Below are 20932 nucleotides of genomic sequence, written 5' to 3' on the forward strand. Positions count from 1 at the left end.
GCTCTCGTCCCGGTCGGTTTTCCGCAGTGCACGGTTGTGCCATCTCGCGGAAAACGACTGTCATAATCGCGAGCCCATCATTGGGCGCATGGCTTGTGGACACCGATTTGCCTCCAACGAATTGTTTGGACGGCACTGTCAAGCCCGCTGACGCATCAATCCGACAAAAAGCCGGTGAGATTTGCTCGCGATTCCGATCGTTTGCGGCGATTGCGGTCATTTAATTCATTCCAATCCGCTCACGACGTCACGGAACTGCCTGATCTCTTCACATGGCGTCTCGCCGATGCGCATTCGCGTCAGTCCAACGTGGCTCTTCCTCGGACCTCGTCTCGGCTGTATGTTGTCGCCTGTCATCGAAACGTCATGTCCCGGTAAATGCTTAAATCCGACACAACTCCGGCCCGCAAAACGCCGAGCGGGCTGGATGGGAACCCAGTCCCCAAGGCGCGAAAGATCGAATACACCGCCGGCTTTCTCGCCGAGGCTCGGTCCGCCGAAGCCGGCGCGCAAACAACACTCTTTGACGAAGCTCTGACTCACGAGACGTCAACTCAAGAGTCAGCGGTTCAAGAGACGATTTCCGAGAGCGCGACATCCGCGCCGGTGCCTTCGCAGCCGAACCGCGCCGCGCTTCCTGCGGGCGAGATCGAGCTCAAGCTTCTCGTCGATGCCGATCGCATGGCGCATTTCAACGCTGCACCGATCATCGCGAGCAATGCCCGCAACAAGGGCACGCGAAAGCATCTCAACTCCGTCTATTATGACACGCCGGACCGGATGCTTCGGCGCAACGGGCTGAGCCTGCGCGTTCGCCAGAGCGGCGCCCGCTTCGTGCAGACCGTGAAGACCGATGCCGCGGACGATCCGCTGCGCCGTGGCGAGTGGGAGGCGAGCGTTCCCTCGCTCGCGCCCGATCTCGCGCTGGCGATGCCCTTCATCCCGGTCAAGCTTCGGGACAATCTACAGGCTCAGCCGCTCGAAGCCGTGTTCACGGCCGACATCCATCGTCACACGCGCATGATCGACCTGCCGTCCGGAACGGTGGAGGTGGCCTTCGACCACGGCAGCCTGAAGGCGGGCGATCGATCGATGCCGGTGAGCGAGATCGAGCTGGAGCTCAAGGGCGGCAGCGCGAGCACGATCTACGAGATCGCGTTGCGGCTCGCCGAGCACGGAGCAGTGAAGCCGTCGATCCGCAGCAAGTCGGCGCGCGGCTTCGACCTCGCGGCCGGCACGCCGCCATCGGCGCGACGGCCGCGCAAGCTTCGTCTCGATCCGTCGGTCACCCTCGACGAGGCTTTCGCGACGATCCTGCGGTCCTGCTTCCACCATCTCCTGCAGTCGCTGCCGGCGGCCGAGGACGGCCGCAATCCCGAAGGCATCCATCAGCTGCGTGTCTCGCTGCGCCGGCTTCGATCGGCTCTCGACCTGATGGGATCGGTTGGAGCGCTCAGCAATCTCGACGCGCTGCGGTCGGAAGCCAGATGGCTGGCGCAGGATCTGTCCGCCGCGCGCGACTGGGATGTCTTCCAGCTCGAGACCTTGCCGACGATCGCGAAGGCCTGTGCCTCAGTTGCCGGCTTCGATGCGTTGGGGCAGGTTGCGGCGAAACGCCAGTCGGCAGCCTATCGCAAGGCACATCTTGCGCTCGACGACCGCCGCTGCGCCGTCTTCCTGATCGGCCTCGGCGACTGGATCGAGACACGGGGCTGGCGCAACGGCGTCGCCGCCGAAGACCTCGGCCAGTTCGCGGAACCCGCGGTGAATTTTGCGGAACGCGTCCTCGCGGGACAATACGCGAAGGTGCTCAAGCGAGGCCGCCGCTTCAAGTCGCTTCCGGCGGAGCAGTTGCACCGCGTCCGCCTCGCGACGAAGCGGCTGCGCTATCTCGCCGAGTTTTTGCTGCCGCTGTACGAGGACTGCAGGTCCGCGCGACGGTTCTCGCGACGGCTCGCCGCCTTGCAGGAGGAACTCGGCGCCTTCAACGACATGGCGGTGACGGCGTCTCTGCTCGACGGGCTCGGCGCCGAGACGCCCGACAGCGCCACCGCGGTCGCCGCCATCGCCGGCTGGCAGGCGCGCGCATCGGTCGGCGTTCAACCGTCCTTGCGGAGCACGTGGCGCGAGTTCACGGCCACCCGCGTGCCCTGGTCGCGATACGCCGGTCAGGACTGATCGAGCCAATTTCCTCCTGTACTCGCGGCCTTGCTGCCAATTCCGGCGACATGTGCCGTGGCATCCGTTCGAAGCGTTTCTTCAGTTTCAATATTGGTGTCTCGAACAGGTGGAACGATATGATCGCGACTATCAATGAAGGTATCCACCACAAGCGCCAGTCGTAAATCGGGAGCGCAGCTAGCGGGGGGCCAATGAAGTGCGCCAGAAATATCATGTGCCAAACGTAGAGCGAATAGGAGAGCAGCCCGATCTGAACGATGGCGGGATGATTCAGCGTTCGAAACACAATGCCGGATTTGGCGGTGGCCGAAACCGCCACGCAGATCGCGATCAGTAGAGCCTGCGTCGTCAGGAGAATCGAACTGAGCAACTTGCTCTCGACATCGACGAACAGGGTTGATGCGAGGAGCAGGATTGACGCGGGCAACCCGAGACTTGGTCTCCATCGCCAGAAAGTCTTGCTGTCGATCGCTGGCGCCATGAGGCACCCGACCGCGATCGAGTCCATGTACATGAGCGGCGAATGGTTGCGGAGGATCGTTTTGCAGACGAGTTCTGGAGCGCAAGGAAGTAACCTGGCTACGAAGCAGATGACCATCACTCCCGTCAGCAGCGCGGAGAAGAGGCGCCGCCGCCGGGTGAGGCTGAGGCCCACGATCGCTGCGGGCCAGATCAAATAGAACTGCTCTTCGACGGCAAGGCTCCAGAAATGGCCTGTTGCGCTTGACTGACCGATCAGGTCGCGCGTGAATGTGAACGCGCCAATCCATGCCGTGAGGCCTTCACGATAAAGCCCAGCCGCGCTCAGCGCTAGCAAAACGAACAGGTAGGCGTAATACACCGGGAAAATCCGCAGGATGCGGCGGGTATAGAAGGCCTTCAGGCTGATGCGGCCGAACTTCTCGTATTCGGTGAGCAGCAGATGGGTGATCAGAAATCCGCTCAGGACGAAGAAGACTCTGACGCCAAGATCTCCCTGCATCGTCACATAGTGAGTGATCGGACCATCGTCGTGAAATTTATTCGTGGCCCAAAGGTGAGTCAGCATCACGGAAATGATCGCAAGTGCTCTCCACCCGTCTAACGACGGGATCCTCCCCCCATTGACTTGAAGCATGAATTCTCCGAAACATATCGACACATGTAGAAATACATAGAAACATATGATCTATAGTTGTTAATTTTGTTTCGGCAAGTAGGGCGAGTAGACGAGGTTCCGCATCATTGCTGCGCAGCGGCTTCGTCAGCCACATGAGATTTCGTAGCAATGGAAACCGTACTGCTGATCTTGATCGCGATCGCATTTACGGCCGGATATGGCGCTCGATCGTATGTTTCGTACCGTCGCCGCCGGAAGACGGGGCGCGTGGCGTTCAGGTGAAGCGGTCACGGCCGGCGAATGTGCCGCCGACAGTTCCACGCTTGCTTCGCCCTTATCGATCGACCACTCGTTTCCGATACCCCGACCGAATCAAGCGCTTCGTGAAGGGCGCAACTAAGCTGGGCTGCGCTTTCGTCGATGACCATCTGACCGATGATCTTCGCTCGAAGCGTGCCTGATCGTGCACCGGCAAAGCTCGGTTGATCCCGATCTGCAGGGCGCCAGATCGCCAGACGTTCGTCAGGACTCCAGACTTCTCTCGCAGAGAGGACCTAGCGATTATCAGCGCGGATTTGGCTGCGGCGCTGGTGAGGGTGTCGATGTCGCGTGACGATGGCACGAAGGCGGCCCCAAAGAGTTTTCCCGCTTGGCCGGCATGCCCTCTCACGATGCTTTCAGCACCCTCGCCGGCCAGGCAAACACCAGCTTGATTCTGGGCGCACTGGACGCTGTTCGCTCATCCCCAAAATGGTTGCGGCCAGCCATTGGGGGATGGCTGGCCGCGCGCGAACCGGTCTGGGACGGGGAGGGGTGGGGATGTGACCGGGTCGCGTAACTCGTTCCTTGGTGACTACTGGTTCTTCGCGCTGGCGGTGGCGACCGCCGGCTTGGTATCGCCGAGCGAGACCCAGACGTTGGGATCGCTCTGCGACTGGCGCTTGACGAAGCGGTAGCCGGTCTCAGTCCAGGCAACGACGCTCTCGTTCTGGTTGTCCAGAATGAACTCGCCCTTGTCGGTCTTGACCGTGAGGACCGCGTGTCCTTCACCCTTCTTGTCGCGCACGACGGTGATGAGCAGGGCCTCGCGCGGCCATCCGGCATCGATCAGCATCTTGCGCTTCAACAGCACGTAGTCTTCGCAGTCGCCGTAACCGTCGGTCGGCAGCGACCATTTCTCGATCACGCCCCAGTGCTCCTGGTCGGTCAAAGGCTTGACGGTCTCGTTGACCCAGCGATTGACCTTGATGAGATCGCGCCATGCGGCCTGCGACATCACGATGTCGCGCGGCTGCGACGGCCCGCCCTGGCACTCTGCGGCATTCTCGGCACAGAACTCGACCCAGCCGATCGGCGCGCGCGTGGTGTCGCCGAGGCTCGCGTAGAGCAGACGGCTTTCGCCGGCCTGCGCTGTCGCGCTGATCCCGAGGAGCATGGCGACCATCGCCAGCTTTTTTCCCCGTCCCCTGAAATCGAACATCGTGGCCCCCGTTTCTTGTTGGGACCACATTTCGCATGGAGCTTTTGCGTTGCCGCTAAGTCGGCCAAGTCAAGTCGAGACGAATGAAAGTAAAACGAGCATCGAATTCGATCTGTACTTGAATCGAATTCTCGTAAAATTTGAAATGACTGCAATCGATTCAAATTTTATCTATTAACGCGAAAACGCTGGCCGTATTGCCGTTTCCGCGTGCCGGCGGGGCGGTGTTAACCGGCGCAGGGCTGTTGCTGGATGTGAAAAAGGCGGCGTCCGCATCGCGGAGGCCGCCTTCAAGGCTGGAAAAACAGGGATTTTGAAGCGGTTGCGCTTTACCGCGCGGTAACGCTCTCTTCGAGAGTCTCCGCGGGCTGCTCGTGCAGGAACTCCAGCGCGAAGCCGTCCTCGAGATTTCGCACCACGCGGCCCTGGACGCGGCCGAGCAGCACCGTCGTTCTCAGTGGCGGCCGGTTCTCCGCGGCGATGGCCGCGCCGGACAGCGACAGGTCGATGATGCGGCACGTCATCTTGGTGCCGTCCTCTAGCGTCAGTACCGCGATCGGGTTGCGCGGCACGATACGGTCGTGGCGGCGGTCCTCCGGCAGGTTGAGGATGTCGCGGTTGGCGAGCCAGGTGAGCTGGGCGGCGAGCTTGTCGCGCTTGCGCGGCGTCGCCCCGACCGTCATGGCGAAGCCGTTGTCGATGATGCGGGTGATCTTGCCCTCGACCCGGCCGATATGGTCGAGATAGGCGACCACGCGGTCTCCGACATTGCCGATGCCCGGCGCGAGCAGCGCGAGCCCGCCCGGCGACATGTTGATCACCTGGCAGGGGAATTCGCGGCGATCCGGCAGCATATAGCGACCGAGCAGGTGGACTTTCACCCGCTGAAAACGCCGACGCTCCTCGGCGGCCGGAAGAAATTTTTTGTTCGCCAACGCCATTTTCATTACCCGACCCCCCGCCCGGGCGGAGTCCGCACGACCCTAAGGTGCATAGGGTTAATGCGGCGTTATCATTTGTCGCGGTGATTACGGACAGAAACAATCCGTTCGAACAGCCACATCAGCGGCAGGCAGGCCAGGACGGCCAGCGCGCCGACGTCGAGGGCGGCCGCGGCGCTCCCGGCCGACTTGGCGAGCCGCCCGGCGACCGCCGGCCCCAGCATCATCGCCCCATAGAAGATGGTGTAGAACGCGCCCATGCCGATCGCCCGGGTCTCGGGCGCCAGCACGCGGGCCGGCAGGCTCACGATCGGCCCGGCCGGATGGCCGCCGATCAGGCCGATCAGGACGAGGATCGTGATCACCGCGTCCGAACGCGGCAGCCAGACCAGCAGGAGCGCGACGGCGAGGCTCGTCACGACCGCCAGCGTCAGCGGCCGTTTGGTGCGGTCGGCCAGATAGCCGCCGGCCGGCACCGAGATCACGGACAGCCACATCACGACGCTGATCGCGGAGCCGGCTGCGGCAATGGTCCAGCCGCGTTCGGTCAGCAGCGAGGGACCGAACGAGAAGATCATGGCGAAGCCGACATTATAGAGACCCCAGGTCGCGCCCGCGACGATCACCGCCAGCAGTGCGACGGGCTCGAGCCGAGCCGAGCCGGACGGTCCCGCAGCCGCCGCGGGTGGCGGCCGATAGAGCGCGATCAGCGCGATCGCGGCCACGGTCAGCGCGCCGACCGAAAGGAAGACGGCGCTCGCGCCGTGCGCGGTGCCGATCGCCGGCAGCACCAGAAGCGAGATCGCCACGCCGGCCGGCCAGGAGTTGACGAAGATCGCCATGGCGGTTGCGATCTCCTTTCCGGCGAACCAGTCAGTGCCCATCTTGGTGAGTTGCACCGTCAACAGCACGCCGCCGGCGCCGGAAGCGAGCCGGCCCGCCATCTGCCAGCCCCAAGCTTCCGCCAGCGCCATGACGAGGCTGCCGGCCGTCATCAGCAGCAGGGCCGCGATCGTCGTCGGCTTGTCGCCAAAGGCGCGGCCGATCGCGCCCCCCGGCAGCGCAAGCACGACGCCCGGGGTGAAATACAGCCCGATCAGGATGCCGATATCGGCGAGGCCGACGCCGAATGTCTTTTCCAGCAGCGGCGCGACGGCCGCCACGCTCTGGAATTGGAATGCGATGGTGAGGCGGACAAAGAACAGGATCGCGAGAATGGACCAGCGATTTTGCAACGCCTCGTCTCCACTGCCATTCCGCCGAACGTGCGGTGGCTGGTTGCCGGAGTCAACGGGAAGACGTGCGCGCGCTCAGGCTTTCTTCGTTGCACGCCCGTATAGGAAGAACAGCAGGGCGAGGAGCACCGCCGCCGACAGGCCGAGCGACCAGTGGATTCCGATCGCCGCGCCGAATACGCCGACGGTGATGCCGCTGAAAGCGCGCATTCCCAGGCCTGCCATGTTGTAGAGGCCGACGACCCGGCCACGGAGGTCCGCCGGTGCGTTCAGCTGGACCAGGGCCTGCGCCATGGTGTTGAAGGAGAGTTCGAAGAAGCCCGCGCAGAACAGCAACAGGATCGCAACCGGGTAGATCCTCACCGCGGCGAAGCCGAGCAGCGCCACGCTCCACAGCATGGCGAGCAGGATCGCGGTCCGCGGTGTTCCCTTGAGCCGCCCCCAGCTTTCCAGCGCGATGCCGGCGAGCAGCGCGCCGCCGGCATCGGCCGCGAGCAGGATGCTGTAGGATACGCCGGGATCGCCGTTGCCGAGATCGCCGGCAAAGCCCGGCATCTGGGCATGGTAGGCATTGCCGATCATGAAGGAGGTGAGCCCTGCGAGCCAGGTCATCGCAGCCAGCACCGGTTGCGTGCCGATGGCACGGATGGTGAGCATGATGTCGGCGAAGCCGCGGACAGCGAAGCGGCGCACCGCCACGCTCGTGTCGCGCACCGGCGCCCAGAACAGCCAGAGCAGCATCGGCAGATAGAACAGCGTGTTGAAGATGATCCCGTGCGAGGTGCCCAGCGTGAGCATGATCACGCCGCCCACGGCAGGGCCGACCAGGATGCCGAGATAGCGCGCCATCGCGTTCAGCCGCACCGCGCTCGGCAGGTCGGCCGGTGCGACGAGATCGTAGAGCAGGAGCTGGTTCGGCGTCTGCCACAACACGCCGGCGCAGCCATGAATCACCAGCAGCAGCATCGCGTGCCACATCTGGATGGTGTCGGTGATGAAGAAGAAGCCCCAGCCGGCGGACGCGACGATGAACAGCAGCATGCCGCACTGGATGATCCGGCGCGGATCGAACCGGTCCGCGAGCCCGCCGACGGCGACCGAGAACAGCAGGAACGGCAGCCAGTGCGACAGCACGGCAAATCCACCGAGCGTCGGCGAGTGGAATTTCTGGAACACCACCCAATAGCTGATCACGTGCTCGATGTTGTCGGCCATCATCGCCAGCACGTAGGCAATGAACTGGAGACGGTAGGGCAGGGACTTCATCGCCGCGAAAGAGCCGGACGCGACGACAGGATTTTGGGGAAGGGAGTTCAAGAGATCACCACGGCAGAACTGCGGGGGCCTTACACGTTCGTCGCCGCTCGCTCAAGACATATGGGTGTGTGGCTGCCGTGGCCCGGGTATGCGAAGCGACAACCGGGGACCAATCGTCCCGCATATTGCTCCGCCGATGCGGACTACAGAGCTCGCGAACCGATGGTCTCTCGCGTGTAGGCCTCGGCCCGCGCGGCGAGATCCTCGAGCGAGCCGCGAGCCGTGTCGAGGACAAGATGCTCCCGGTCCCATGATTCATAGTGGCGATTGACCACGTCGTCCCAACTCGGCAGCTTGTGGCTGCTGATGTCGGCGCTTCGACCCTCCACGCGCCGCTGGTGCGTCGCCGGGTCGCTGCAGACCACTTCGATCTCCACGATCGGAGCCGAGTTCTGCAAGGCGGTCTGCCGCCAGCCCGCGCGGCTTGCCATCACCGGATTGACGCAGTCCGCAATGACGAGATGCCCGAGCTTCAGGTTTTCGGCCGCGAGCGCGTTGGCGATGACATAGCCTGCGGCACCGACCGCGAGACCGGAGTCCCGCAGAGCCTGTTCAATGGCGTCGATCCGAAGATGCGTCGCCGCGAGCCGCACGGCCAGTTCGCGGGAAAGCGTCGTCTTCCCGGTGCCGGGAAGTCCACCAAAGACGATCAATGCCGGCTGTCGAAGGCGTGTCATTTTTCAGATCGCTCATGCGGGCAATGCGCCGCGGCTTGGCATGGCCGCGCATCTCACATACGCTTCCCGTCAGCTCGCACCAATCAATCATAACAGGCGGGCGGTGAGGGAGACAGCCATGGAACAGATCCGCGTCTGCACCCACGCAGGGCCGGGCTCAGAGCCGGTCATCCGCACCGTGCCGTGGCCGAAGGTCGGCCGGAAGGCCGCGTTGATCAAGATCGGCGCCTGCGGGGTCTGCGGCACCGACCTCCACATCCTGAAGGGACATTGGCCGAAACCGCTGCCCTGGCCGTTCACGCTCGGCCATGAGATCGGCGGCGTGATCGTCGAATGCGGCGATGAATTCACCGAGGATTTCATGAGCAAGCCGCTGCGGGTCGGCTCGAAGGTCATGATCCCGCCGCTGATGCCCTGCGGCCGCTGCTATTATTGCATCCACTACCCGCCGACCGCGAACAAGTGCCTGACGCCGGTCTATTACGGCCGCTATCTCGGCTTCGACAAGGCGCCTCACATGTGGGGCGGCTGGGCCGAATATGTCTATGTCGATCTCGACATGCTGCCGGGCACCAAGATCTACAAGCTGCCCGACGACATGTCGTTGCGGCTGGGCGCGCTGTCGGAGCCGCTGACGTCCTGCATCCGCGCCTTCAATCGCGCCAGCCGCGCCGGCGGTTTTAGCTGGGGCGACACGGTCGTGATCCAGGGTTCGGGTCCAATCGGTATTCTCGCGGTCGCGGCCGCAAGGGAGATGGGGGCAGGGCGCGTGATCTGCGTCGGCGCGCCCGAGGAGCCGCGGCTCAAGCTCGCGCGCGAGTTCGGCGCGGAGGCGACCGTCAACATCGAGGAGATCGGGTCGCCGCAGGACCGCATCGCGCGCGTCCGCGAGATCGTCGGCGGCTTCGGCGCCGATCTGGTGATGGATTGTTCGGGACACCCGACCGCCGGTCCCGAGGGCATCGAGATGCTGCGCGACGGCGGCACCTATGTCGAGATGGGCCAGTTCACCGATGCCGGCTCGATCGAGACCTCATGGCACCGCATCTGCACCAAGGACCTCAACGTGCTCGGCTCCTGGGGCTTCACCGGCAACGACCTGCCGCTCGGCGTCGACATGCTCTATCGCACCCGCGACAAATATCCGTGGTTGAAGATGCAGACGATCTATCCGTTCACGGAGGACGGCGTCGCTCAGGCGGTCAAGGACGCGATGGCGATGAAGACGGTGAAGTCGACGATCGTGCCGTGGCCGGAATTGGTCGAGTGAGGCCGTCGCCCGGACGGGCTACGCACTGCGGCGATCTTGGAATGGAATGACACGCTGATGGATGAACAAGCCGCGCAACGGAGCCGACACCCGCGCTCGCCTTTCCGCGCCATTCGCGCGATCGACTACACCGTCATCTTCGTGCGCGACATGGCGGCGATGCGGCGCTTCTACGAGGAGGTCCTTGCCTTTCCCCTGCTGCGCGAGCTCTCGCCGAACTGGATCGAATACGGCGTAGGCGGAAATACGTTGGCGCTGGCAAGACCCGGCCGGACCGCAGGGGACGTTCAGGTGCCGGCAGGCAGCGCCTCCTTGCAGCTGGCCTTCAAGGTATCGGCGCCCGAGGTCGATCAATGCGCCGACGAACTCGTGCGGCAGGGGGTGGCGCTGCAGTCGCCGCCAACGAACCAGTCCTTCGGACACCGGACCCTGTTCTTTCGCGACCCCGACGGAAATCTGCTGGAGATCTACGCGGAGATTTGAGGCCGGATTCTCCGCAAAAATGGCAGCGAAATGCCCGATCGCGGCCTGTGCCCAGAAAGTTCCACAGGGAATTCGCGAACTATCCATCCCAGGGTGAAACTAAAGCCCAGGTTCCGGCTTTCAGTTCGCGGGAGAGTTTACCGTGAAGCGAATCCTGACGCCCATCACCTATATCCTCGCCGCCATCTACTTCCTGGTGGATGCGGTGTTCATGGCCATGGCGAGACCCATCTCGCGCTGGCTGGGGCGGCATTTCGAGTTCAAGCGGCTGCGGGCCTGGATCAGGTCACTGCCGCCTTATCCGTCGCTCGCCCTGTTTTCCGTGCCCGTCATCATTCTGGAGCCGATCAAGCCGGTGGCCGCCTACCTCGTCGCGACCGGTCAGTTCCTGAGCGGAGCGGGGGCATTCATCGTCGGCGAGCTGCTCAAGCTCGTTCTGGTCGAGCGCCTGTTCCACCTCACGCGTGACAAGCTGATGAAGATTCCGGCTTTCGCCTGGGGCTACGGGAAGTTCGTCGAGGCGAGGGCGTGGCTGCAGGCCACCGAAGCCTGGCGCGCGATACGCGCCCTGAGCTACGCGGCGAAGGACTACGTCATGCGCGTCAGGGCGAGACTTGCCGGCGGCTTCAACAGGCTGGTGACATCCAGGGACTAGAGCTCGCCAAGCCGTGCCATGCCGCACCTCGACTTGGGGTTGAGCGCGCGGCTCTTTCCGCCAAGTCATGCATCATAGGCATGGTTATTTGCGATCTCATGGCGTAAAGAGCCTCCAAATCAAATCATCAGCGTGCGGCCGCCCCGTCTGCCGCGCACGCAGTTTCAGGCCCCTCGGCTCGCTATTCCGCGCCTGGATCAACCAAGGTTTTCCATCCCGTGTCTTTTCCGTCCCTGAGCCCGCCGCTCGCCCGAGCTTTGGCCGAGCGAAACTACGACCGTCCGACCCCCGTTCAGCTCGCCGTGCTCGCCGATGAGGCCGCCGACCGCGACCTCCTGGTCTCGGCGCAGACCGGCTCCGGCAAGACCCTGGCCTACGGGCTGGCCATGGCCAAGGATCTGTTCGAGGGCGCCGAACAGTTCGGGCCGGCGGCCGCGCCGCTCGCTCTGATCGTGGCGCCGACGCGCGAGCTTGCCATGCAGGTCCAGCGCGAGCTCGCATGGATCTATGGGCATGCCGGCGGGCGGGTCGTCTCCTGCGTCGGCGGCATGGATCCGCGGCGCGAGCAGCGCGAACTCGCGGCCGGCGCCCACATCGTCGTCGGCACGCCGGGACGGTTGTGCGATCATCTGCGCCGCGGCCGTCTCGACATCTCGGAATTGAAGGTGGTCGTGCTCGACGAGGCCGACGAGATGCTCAATCTCGGCTTTCGCGAGGACATGGAGTTCATCCTCGAGACCACGCCGGAGACGCGGCGGACCCTGTTGTTCTCGGCGACGTTCCCGCGTGGCATCGTCGCGCTGGCCAAGCAGTATCAGCGGCAGGCATTCCGGATCGAGGTCGCGGGCGACGAAGGCGGTCATGCCGATATCGAGTACCGCGCGATCCGGATCGCTCCCGGCGACGTCGAGCACGCCGTCGTCAACGTGCTGCGCTTCTACGAGGCGCCGAGCGCGCTGGTGTTCTGCAGCACGCGCGACGCCGTCAGGCACTTGCAGGCGGCGCTGCTGGAGCGCGGCTTCTCCGTGGTCGCGCTGTCGGGTGAATTGACCCAAAACGAGCGGACCCTGGCGCTGCAGTCGCTGCGGGACGGACGCGCCCGCGTCTGTGTGGCGACCGACGTCGCCGCTCGCGGCATCGACCTGCCGAGCCTCGACCTCGTCATCCATGCGGACCTGCCCAACGACGCCGAGGTCATGCAGCATCGCTCGGGCCGGACGGGGCGCGCGGGCCGGAAGGGGACGAGCGTCCTGCTGGTGCCGCCGGCGCGCCGGCGCCGCGCCGAACTGCTGCTCGATCTCTCGGGGACCGAGGCGGTCTGGGGCACCGCGCCGCAGGCCGACGAGATCCGCAAGCTCGACCACGAGCGCATGAAGGACGTGCTGTTCACGGAGGAGACCACGCCCGACGATCTGGTCATGGCGCAGGCGCTATTGGCCGAGCGGTCGGCCGAGGACATCGCAGCCGCGCTCGCGCGGCTCTATCGCGCGCGGCTGCCGTCGCCCGAAGACATCATCGATCCCGGCGAGCGCAGCAGCCGGCCGCGCGACGATCGCGGTCGCGACAAATTCCAGGGCGCAGATGGCGGCGACCGTCCCGCCAGGCCCCGATCGAAATCCGATAAATCGTCGCGCCACGGGATGACGGAGGCCACCGTCTGGTTCCGGGCCGCGATCGGCAAGCGCAAGAATGCCGAGGCACGCTGGCTGCTGCCGATGATCTGCCGTCGCGGCGGCATCGACAAGCGCGACATCGGCGCGATCAAGATCATGGACACCACCACCGAGTTCGAGATCTCCAAGCGGGTCGCGGACTCCTTCGCCGTCAAGGTCAAGCGTCCGGACAAGGAAGACAGCATCCGCATCGAGCCGATGACGGACGCGCCGCAGCGGCAAGCGCCTTCGGAAGGGCGGTCGCACGCGCCGCGGCGCGAGAGCGGCGACGGCGATCATCGCGACGAACGCCCGCGTGACACGCGCGGGTTCAAGCCGCGCGGCAAGGCTCATGGCCAGCACGCCCCGAAATTCGACGATGCTCCAACGTTCGGAAAGAACAAGAAGCATCGGAACAAGCAGGGTCAGGCAGAGCCGCCTTCGGTCACCCCGTGGGCCGCGAAGGGGCCGTCCGGAAAGAAGCCGAAGAAGAAGCGCCGAGGCTGATCGGCAGCCTTGGCGACTGGACCAGAGCAATGCCGGCGGACCGCTCCGTCGGCATCGTCATGCCGGGACGTGTGACGAGCTCAGCGGCCACCACCGCCGCCACCACCTCCGCCTCCGCCACCACCACCACCGCCTCCGGCATCACGCATCGCGGAATTGTAGCGGGGATCGCTCTGCTTCATGTAGGTCGGCGAGGTGTCGCGATTGATGACGCGACGTCCGCCGGCCTGCTGCTGCGCGTCGATCGCGCCGCAGCTATCGAAGAAGACGAGGTCGCAACCATAGTTGCGCAGCTGCGCCGCGCCGGCGCCGGTCGCGGTGAGGGCGGTCGTCGCAACGCATGCGATGAACGCGGCTTTCGACAATGTGAGTGTCATGGACATTCTCCAGCCTCGGTTCGGCGAGACCGCAACGGCTCGCACTCTGCTTCGACGGAAGCTGGTCGAAGCCGGTTCGAGGCGGACGTTTCACGCCCGCGTGAGCGCGACGGACGAGGGGGACTTTACGCCGCGTCCAGGCCGCGGAGCATGTAGGTCGCGCCTGCGCCGTAGGAGTTGAGCTTCGCGAGCAGCTCCGCATCCGCCGGAACGGGCCGAAAGCCGAGACGCTCCCACAACGGCCGCGTGGCGTAGACCGAGACCAGCGCGAGCGTCGCGATGCCCGCCGCGCGCGCCAGTTGCTCGATCGTCGCGACATAGGCGCGCCCGACGCCGCCGCGGGCATCCGGCAGAATCGCAACGTCGTGCACATAGAGGCAATCCGCGTCACCGGGCAGCCGTTCGAGGAAGCCGTCGAGCGGTGGAATCCGGTGCTGCTTCCAGGGATGCGAGAGCCCGTAGCCGGCGATCTCGCCGTCCGCGATGAGCACGCGGCAACCGTCGGGATAAAGCCGCATCTTCTCCGCGAACACCTCGGGGCGTTCGGGGAGATCGGGATGGAGGCGCGCCGCGATCGCGCCGATCGCGTGCAGGTCGGACGTGTGCGCGCGGCGCCAATGCGACTTGCTCATGTCGATCCGTCGTGTGGTCTCGTCGAATCCAATTTATTCCGTCGCGCTGTCGCGTGCAGTGAAAAATATCCATGCGGGCGCCCGAGGAATACCGGGCATCGCGCGGCGTCCTACCCATGCAAGCCAATTGCATGACAGGAGACACCATGACGACATCCTCGATCCGCCTCGCGCTCACGCTCGCGGCCTCGCTCGCGATCATCCCCGCCGCATTCGCCGCGCCGCCGACCAAGACCGGCAAGACCGACAAGGGCGCCGTGCTGACCGATGCCAAGGGCATGACGCTCTACACCTTCGACAAGGACGCCGACGGCAAGTCGGCTTGCAACGGTCCTTGCGCGACGAACTGGCCGGTGCTGAAGGCGGAAGCCAGCGATGCCGCGGGCGACGGCTACACCGTCATCACGCGCGAGGATGGTTCCAAGCAATGGGCCTACAAGGGCAAGCCGCTCTACACCTTCGCCAAGGACCAGAAGCCCGGCGACATCACCGGCGACGGTTTCCTGAACGGCGCCTGGCACCTGGCGATGCCGTGACGTTCGGCGCTTGAGGCCTGAACGATCTCGTGTCCCGGATTGCGTTGCGGCGTCCGGGGCACGAAGGGATTATCGCAGCCCCTCATACACCATCAGGCCGCGTGCGATCTGCAGCTTGCGGATGGCGCGCGGCAGCAGCTTCTCCGGCTGGTGCAGGTAGCGCCACGAGGTGAGGGTGAAGGTGCCGAGCGTGCCGCATTCATCGTCGAACGGCGCCAGTACGCCGGTCAGGCTGACGGGCGTATGCGGACGGGCATTGAACGGCAGCAGCAGCAATTCCAGATGCGCCTTGCTGCCGTCCTCGCGCATGGCGGTGACGCCGGCGATCGCGCCGAGCGTCTCGTCGGCCACGACGGTGGCGATCTCCTCGATCTCGCTGCGGCTCGCCTCGGTGAACAGCGCCGCGAAGCTGTGGTCCTTCAGGTCGCGGCCGGTGAGGGCGCAAACGCGGGTGCCGGCGACGCGGAATGGAAAGCCGAGCGCCTGTTCGCAGGACAGTACGAAGATGTCGCCGAGCAGGCCGCGCACGGCCGCCGGATCGATATCGGCCCGGTCGGGCGCCCGCGCATTGCCGCGCTTCTTGTCCCAATACGCGAAGAACTCGCGGCTCGACGGATGTTTCATGTTTGAACGCTTACCCCGGGGTGCAACCGCGTGGGACAAACCTGTCCCGCTCCAGCGCACCCGCGATCCCTTTGTTGTTGTGCAGGAGGGGATCTGCAGCGTCCATGCCGCAGGGGCTTTTTCGGGCGAGCTTGCCGGGTCTTTGCGTCGTTAACGTTAAATTAACTATGCGCTTTGCCTGTTCCGCCGCGCTGCTATGGTGACCGCGGTCGCAAGCCTCGCCGTTCTTTTCCAGGTTCTCGGCGAGGCCTGTACACGGGCGTCAAACAGTTTGGTCACGGGCCGCGGGGAGGGGTGGGGATACTCCTTATTCCTCTGGGGCCCTGAAGGCCGACACGGACAGGGAGGGCCTCCCAGGGCCCTCCCTTTTCCATTTGTGCACTTGCACAGGGTGGGCAAAGGCGCATATCTCCACGTGAGTGTTCAGTCGCGCCTGAAAGCGAAGCTCCCTTGGACTCCCCGCCAAATTCTCCGCCGGAGCAGCCGGCCGAACTCCTCCCGGAGCCCCGGCGCGAGCCGATCCTGACGCTGCCGACGGCGCTGACGGCCTACATCGTCCTGCTGGCGGTGATCCATCTGCGGGTGCTGCTGCCGCCGGAGTACGAGAACTGGACCATCGACGCCTTCGGCTTCATCCCCAAGCGCTACGATTCCTCGCTGCTCAATCTGCAGATCCCCGGCGGCGCCGGCGCCAAGGTCTGGACCTTCGTCACCTACTCGCTGCTGCACGCCAACCTCACGCATATCGGCTTCAACGTGTTGTGGCTGCTGCCGTTCGGCAGTGCGCTGGCGCGGCGCTTCGGCGCCGTCAGGTTCTTCGCCTTCATGGCGGTGACGGCGGCGGCCGGTGCGCTCGCCCATCTCGTCACTCATGAGCATGCTGTCGTGCCGATGATCGGCGCCTCCGCCTCGGTCTCGGGCGCGATGGCGGCCGCGATCCGTTTCGCCTTCGCGCGCGGCAGCTTCCTGTCGTTCAGCCGTACCGATGCCGACACCGCCGCCAAGGTTCCGGCATTGCCGCTGTCGCGGGCGTTGCGCGACGGGCGGGTGATCGCCTTCCTCGCGGTCTGGTTCGGCGTCAACATCGTGTTCGGCGTCGGTGCGATCGGTGTCGGCACGGAAGGGGCGAGCGTGGCCTGGCAGGCGCATATCGGCGGTTTCGTCGCCGGCCTGTTGCTGTTCGCGCTGTTCGATCCCGTGCCGCGCGTGCGAAGCGATGCTGCGGATGCGTCATCACAGGACATTTCAAATCGTATTTGAAGCGGCGCTTGCGGCTCGACACGATTTCATCCATCATTCCCGCGAAGAATGATCAGAAGCGACAAGCCGGTATCGGCAATGCTTCGACAAGCGCCTGAGCATGAAACCGGCGCTGAAACTGTTAGTTGAAGACTCGTGAACAAGTCCGGACCGCGAAACGCGGACGGGTCCGATTCAGGGAGGCGACAATGACGGTACGTTCCATTCTCAACACCAAGGGCCATCAGATCATGAGCGTCGATCCGGACGCCAAGCTGGCGGTCGCGGTCAAGCTGCTCGGCGAGAAGAAGATCGGTGCGGTGCTGGTGATGAATCAGAGCCGGCTGGAGGGCATCCTGTCCGAGCGCGACATCGTGCGCGTGCTCGGCGAGCGCGGCGCGGGCGTCCTGGAAGAGCCGGTGAGCGGCGTGATGACCCGCAAGGTCGTGACCTGCAAGGAGGCCGACACGGTCGCCGAGCTCATGGAGATGATGACCAAGGGCAAGTTCCGCCATTTGCCCGTCATCGACAACGGCAAGGTGGTCGGCCTCATCTCGATCGGCGACATCGTCAAGCGCCGCGTGCAGGAATACGAGTCCGAGCAGGAAGCCCTGCGCGACTACATCAAGACGGCCTGAGTCCGCTCTACTCGCTCACCTGCGGGGCGTTGCCCGCGGGCGCCGGCGCCAGACCGTCGATCGCCTCCTGGATCGAGTCCAGCGCGCGCTCGGCGGCGCGGGCGCCGAACGCGATCAGGTCCTCGGCACGGTGGAAGTCGAACCAGCCGAATTGTCCGACCCGCGGCGTGATGAGAAGGTCCGGCGGATCGCCGGCGAGGCGCGCGCGGGTGATGCGGTCCTGCATGATGTTGAAGGCGTCGACCATCACCGAGGAGATGCCGGGCCGTCCGCCGCCGCCGAAGAATTCGCGCTTCATGGTCTTCTCGGGCGAGAAGAATCGCGGAAAGCGCCGCTTGGCGGTCGTCTCTTCGGCAGGCGGTGCGACCGGCTGCGGGATCGCGCCGTGCGAATAGATCGTCGTGGAATGGGTGAAGATGTCGCTGGAAAGATTTGCGGCGATGACGATTTCGGCGCCGAGCGCGCGCGCGGCCGAGACCGGCACCGGGTTCACCAGCGCGCCGTCGACCAGCCAGCGGTCGCCGATCAGGACGGGCGAGAAGATGCCGGGCAGGGCGTAGGAGGCCCGCATGGCATCGACCACGCGGCCGCGCGTCAGCCAGATCTCGTGGCCGGTGCGAACCTCGGTCGCCACCGTCGCGAACTTCATCGGAAGATCCTCGATCAGGGTCTGGCCGATCGCCTCCTCGAGCCGGGTCGCGAGCTTCTCGCCGCCGATCAGCCCGGAACCGTTGAGGCGGATGTCGAGATAGCCGAGGATGTTGCGCACCCCTTGCAGGCTGCGGCCCCATTCTTCCAGCGTGTCGAGCTGGCCGGCCGCATAGGCGCCGCCGACGACCGCGCCGATCGAGGTGCCGACCACGACGTCAGGCACGATGCCGTTGGCGAGCAGGGTCCTGATGATTCCGATATGGGCGAAGCCGCGCGCCGCGCCGCCGCCGAGCGCCAGGCCGATCACAGGCCGGCGGATGCTGCCAAGGCCGACCTTTTCGCCAGTGGCGCCGTTGGCGCCCCGCCCCTTCAATATGTCCAGCACCGAAACTCTCTCCTCCGCCCGGGCCAGCCGCGATCACCAGACTAGGCACCGGATTCGTGCTCCGCCACAGCAAGGGCGAAGCATGGTTTATGCCGCTTTGGGAAGGGCTCGGGGCAGGAGTATGGCGGTGGCCGGTTGCCGCAGGACTAATCACGCAGGCTTCATTCGGGTTCCATGTCACCGTATTTCGTGGGGTTCCTGAGGCTTGAATTTGCCGCGTTTTCAGTGAAAAGCAGGTGGCATGACTCGCGGGGGTGACGGCATCATCGGATGGCGGCGCAACGTTCGGCTGTTGCCGGCGGTGATTCTTGCTGCGTTCGTGCTCCTCGGCCCGGCCCAGGCGCAGTTCTTCTCCGACCGCCCGCCGCCGATCCCTCCGGCCTCGGTCCCCGATCCGGGCGGGGCGGTGAGCCTGGCACCTCCATCCGGTCCCGGCGCGGCGCCGAGCCTGCCGCCGACCCTGACCCAGCCGGCATCGCCGACCATTCCGCCCGTCGTCTCCACGGTTCCGCCGGCCGCGCCCCTTGGCGTTGCCGCGCCCGGACAGGCCGTGCTGTCGCTGACGGCGAAGTACGGCAAGGACTCGCCGCCGATCACCAGCGGCCTGGTCTGGCGGGTGTTCGCCGACCGTCCCGACGAGAACGGCACCTTCAAGCTGATCCGCGAGGACCGCAACCCGACTCCCAACATCGTGCTGCCGCCCGGCAACTATGTCGTCCACGTCGCCTTCGGCCTCGTCAGCGCGGTGCGCACCGTGAACCTGAAGGCGGAGACGGACCGCGAAGCCTTCGTGCTGCCGGCCGGCGGCCTGCGCATCGAGGGCCGCGTCGGCACCAGCCGCATTCCGCAGAATCAGATTTCGTTCGCGATCTACAAGGGCAGCCAGTTCGAGGCCGGCGAGCGCGCCTCGCTGGTGCCCAACGTCGCCGCCGGCGATGTCGTGCTGCTGCCGGAAGGCACCTACTACATCATCTCCAATTACGGCGACGCCAACTCGGTGGTGCGTTCGGACATCCGCGTCCAGGCCGGCAAGCTCACCGACGTCACCATCACGCATCGCGCCGCGGTCATCACGCTCAAGCTCGTCAGCGACAAGGGCGGCGAGGCACTCGCGAACACCGCCTGGTCGGTCCTGACGCCGGGCGGCGACGTCATCAAGGAATCGATCGGTGCCTTCCCGCGCGTCGTGCTGTCCGAAGGTGAATACCGCGCCATCGCGAAGAACGAGGGCAAGGTCTATGAGCGCGGCTTCAGCGTCGTGAACGGCGTCGACGGTGAAGTCGAGGTCGTTGCGCGCTAGTCCGTCGGTGGCGTCGCCGTGGACCGCATCAGCGTCGTGCCTCGCGCGTTGCTTCTCATATTGCGCAAGATCGATCTACCCTATGTTACCTTTATGCGCTATTGAGAACGGGCAGCCGGAAGCATCTGTTCACTTGCGCACACAACGACTCCGGGTGTCTCTGCAAGCGCCATGATGCTGCATCTCGGAGCCGGCTAAACACCGATGAACGCAGCTTATTCCCAGCATATCTGTGACGTCGTCACAGCCGTGCAAGCGACGCATTTCCGATAATCAATTTAATTCTCTTTCCGTTTTGCTGGGTTATATGTCGGTCATCCGTCTAACGGGGGAGGCCGGAGCAGGTGCGAATGCCTTGCGGGTCCGGCAGGAGCAGGGGACCAAGCCCGTCGGCATGTTCGAAGTGATCCTCACCAGGCGTAAGCGATTTGGTTGGCGTTGGCAGGTGTGCGACCAGTCCGGCAAGATATGCGCCGATGGTTTCGAGCGCACGCGCCCGTCCGCCAAATATTATGGCGAGCGCGCATTGTTCTTCCTGTTGTCGCAGGCCCATCTGCGCAACCGTTCCGCGGCGTCGAGTGAAGACTAGCCGCGTTCGCGCCCGCAGCGTGGAGAAGCCGCGATGAAGCACTGCAAGATCGTCGTCTTCGTTCCGGTGCCCGACGGTGATCGCGTGCGGCAGGCGATGGGCGATGCCGGCGCCGGCGTGATCGGCAACTATTCCTATTGCAGCTTCACGGTGAAAGGTGTCGGCCGCTTCAGGCCCGATGCCGGTGCCAGCCCCGCCATCGGCGAGGTCGGGCGGCTCGAGGCGGTCGAGGAAGAACGCATCGAAACTGTCTGCGAGGCCGGCAAGCTCGCGGCCGTGATCGCGGCGATCCGAAGCGCGCATCCTTACGAAGAGCCCGCGATCGACGTCTATCCGCTCGAGGCGATCGCTCCGCTCTAGTCGATCCCGGCTACGACACCTTGCGTTGCCCGTCGGGCAAAACACCCAGGCGGTCGGTCAATCCGCGCCGCCGAATATATTCTCCTTTACCGAATTTCGGAAAC

At 64.9% G+C, this 20932-nt stretch carries 21 protein-coding genes; 11 read left to right on the plus strand and 10 right to left on the minus strand.

The genetic code is table 11. The features are described 5' to 3' along the window. Nucleotides 1–378 precede the first annotated feature (378 nt). Nucleotides 379–2178 (plus strand): CHAD domain-containing protein, encoded by a 1800-nt coding sequence (locus tag QM712_RS25570; protein ID WP_415025925.1) that lies wholly within the window; start codon nt 379–381, stop codon nt 2176–2178. Here QM712_RS25570 and QM712_RS25575 read toward each other — a convergent pair. From QM712_RS25575 to QM712_RS25600, 6 genes are all read right to left on the minus strand, one after another. Then, nucleotides 2132–3298 (minus strand): acyltransferase family protein, encoded by a 1167-nt coding sequence (locus tag QM712_RS25575; protein ID WP_415025926.1) that lies wholly within the window; start codon nt 3296–3298, stop codon nt 2132–2134. The two genes, QM712_RS25570 and QM712_RS25575, sit on opposite strands and share 47 nt — an antisense overlap. A gap of 835 nt (nt 3299–4133) precedes the next feature. After that, nucleotides 4134–4760, minus strand: a complete 627-nt coding sequence (locus tag QM712_RS25580; RefSeq protein WP_415025927.1) for a transglutaminase-like cysteine peptidase — start codon at nt 4758–4760, stop codon at nt 4134–4136. 329 nt (nt 4761–5089) lie between these two features. Then, complete coding sequence (locus QM712_RS25585; RefSeq protein WP_415025928.1) at nt 5090–5701, minus strand: PilZ domain-containing protein; 612 nt, start codon at nt 5699–5701, stop codon at nt 5090–5092. Between the two features lie 71 nt (nt 5702–5772). Beyond that, the gene (locus tag QM712_RS25590; protein WP_415025929.1) at nt 5773–6936 is read right to left on the minus strand and encodes an MFS transporter; all 1164 of its coding nucleotides are present in this window, start codon (nt 6934–6936) and stop codon (nt 5773–5775) included. Between the two features lie 75 nt (nt 6937–7011). Further along, nucleotides 7012–8253, minus strand: a complete 1242-nt coding sequence (locus tag QM712_RS25595) for an MFS transporter (protein WP_415025930.1) — start codon at nt 8251–8253, stop codon at nt 7012–7014. Between the two features lie 143 nt (nt 8254–8396). Further along, the gene (locus QM712_RS25600) at nt 8397–8930 is read right to left on the minus strand and encodes an AAA family ATPase (RefSeq protein ID WP_415025931.1); all 534 of its coding nucleotides are present in this window, start codon (nt 8928–8930) and stop codon (nt 8397–8399) included. 118 nt (nt 8931–9048) lie between these two features. Between QM712_RS25600 and QM712_RS25605 the strand changes: the two genes are divergently transcribed. The 4 genes from QM712_RS25605 to QM712_RS25620 all read left to right on the plus strand — a co-directional run bounded on the left by QM712_RS25605 (nt 9049) and on the right by QM712_RS25620 (nt 13497). Continuing rightward, complete coding sequence (locus QM712_RS25605) at nt 9049–10200, plus strand: zinc-binding dehydrogenase (protein ID WP_415025932.1); 1152 nt, start codon at nt 9049–9051, stop codon at nt 10198–10200. A 57-nt stretch (nt 10201–10257) separates the two neighbouring features. Beyond that, nucleotides 10258–10683: a VOC family protein gene (locus tag QM712_RS25610; protein WP_415025933.1), complete on the plus strand. Its 426-nt coding sequence runs from the start codon at nt 10258–10260 to the stop codon at nt 10681–10683. Nucleotides 10684–10825: 142 nt separating this feature from the next. Continuing rightward, nucleotides 10826–11338 carry a hypothetical protein gene (locus QM712_RS25615; protein ID WP_415025934.1) on the plus strand — a complete coding sequence of 171 codons (513 nt, stop codon included), beginning with the start codon at nt 10826–10828 and terminating at the stop codon, nt 11336–11338. Between the two features lie 218 nt (nt 11339–11556). After that, nucleotides 11557–13497 (plus strand): DEAD/DEAH box helicase, encoded by a 1941-nt coding sequence (locus QM712_RS25620; protein WP_415025935.1) that lies wholly within the window; start codon nt 11557–11559, stop codon nt 13495–13497. 80 nt (nt 13498–13577) lie between these two features. Here the strand turns inward: QM712_RS25620 and QM712_RS25625 are convergent, their stop codons facing one another. Then, complete coding sequence (locus QM712_RS25625) at nt 13578–13874, minus strand: hypothetical protein (protein WP_415025936.1); 297 nt, start codon at nt 13872–13874, stop codon at nt 13578–13580. Nucleotides 13875–13999: 125 nt separating this feature from the next. Next, a complete protein-coding gene (locus QM712_RS25630; protein ID WP_415025937.1) occupies nt 14000–14506 on the minus strand; it encodes a GNAT family N-acetyltransferase in 507 nt (168 codons plus the stop codon). Between the two features lie 146 nt (nt 14507–14652). Between QM712_RS25630 and QM712_RS25635 the strand changes: the two genes are divergently transcribed. Continuing rightward, the gene (locus tag QM712_RS25635) at nt 14653–15042 is read left to right on the plus strand and encodes a hypothetical protein (protein WP_415025938.1); all 390 of its coding nucleotides are present in this window, start codon (nt 14653–14655) and stop codon (nt 15040–15042) included. Nucleotides 15043–15111: 69 nt separating this feature from the next. Here the strand turns inward: QM712_RS25635 and QM712_RS25640 are convergent, their stop codons facing one another. Then, nucleotides 15112–15666, minus strand: coding sequence for a PAS domain-containing protein (locus tag QM712_RS25640; protein WP_415025939.1), 555 nt, complete (start codon nt 15664–15666; stop codon nt 15112–15114). A gap of 450 nt (nt 15667–16116) precedes the next feature. Between QM712_RS25640 and QM712_RS25645 the strand changes: the two genes are divergently transcribed. Together QM712_RS25645 and QM712_RS25650 are read left to right on the plus strand one after the other, a co-directional pair. Further along, a complete protein-coding gene (locus QM712_RS25645) occupies nt 16117–16926 on the plus strand; it encodes a rhomboid family intramembrane serine protease (RefSeq protein WP_415025940.1) in 810 nt (269 codons plus the stop codon). A gap of 188 nt (nt 16927–17114) precedes the next feature. Continuing rightward, nucleotides 17115–17543 (plus strand): CBS domain-containing protein, encoded by a 429-nt coding sequence (locus QM712_RS25650; protein WP_415025941.1) that lies wholly within the window; start codon nt 17115–17117, stop codon nt 17541–17543. A gap of 7 nt (nt 17544–17550) precedes the next feature. Here the strand turns inward: QM712_RS25650 and QM712_RS25655 are convergent, their stop codons facing one another. Continuing rightward, the gene (locus QM712_RS25655) at nt 17551–18579 is read right to left on the minus strand and encodes a patatin-like phospholipase family protein (protein ID WP_415025942.1); all 1029 of its coding nucleotides are present in this window, start codon (nt 18577–18579) and stop codon (nt 17551–17553) included. Between the two features lie 241 nt (nt 18580–18820). Between QM712_RS25655 and QM712_RS25660 the strand changes: the two genes are divergently transcribed. The 3 genes from QM712_RS25660 (at nt 18821) to QM712_RS25670 (ending at nt 20828) form a co-directional block, all read left to right on the plus strand. After that, a complete protein-coding gene (locus QM712_RS25660; RefSeq protein WP_415025943.1) occupies nt 18821–19879 on the plus strand; it encodes a hypothetical protein in 1059 nt (352 codons plus the stop codon). A gap of 307 nt (nt 19880–20186) precedes the next feature. Next, complete coding sequence (locus QM712_RS25665) at nt 20187–20468, plus strand: hypothetical protein (protein WP_415025946.1); 282 nt, start codon at nt 20187–20189, stop codon at nt 20466–20468. 33 nt (nt 20469–20501) lie between these two features. Next, nucleotides 20502–20828, plus strand: coding sequence for a hypothetical protein (locus tag QM712_RS25670; protein WP_415025944.1), 327 nt, complete (start codon nt 20502–20504; stop codon nt 20826–20828). Nucleotides 20829–20932 lie beyond the last annotated feature (104 nt).

It is taken from the genome of Bradyrhizobium sp. (assembly GCF_047605465.1).
In the GTDB taxonomy this organism is placed as follows: domain Bacteria; phylum Pseudomonadota; class Alphaproteobacteria; order Rhizobiales; family Xanthobacteraceae; genus Bradyrhizobium.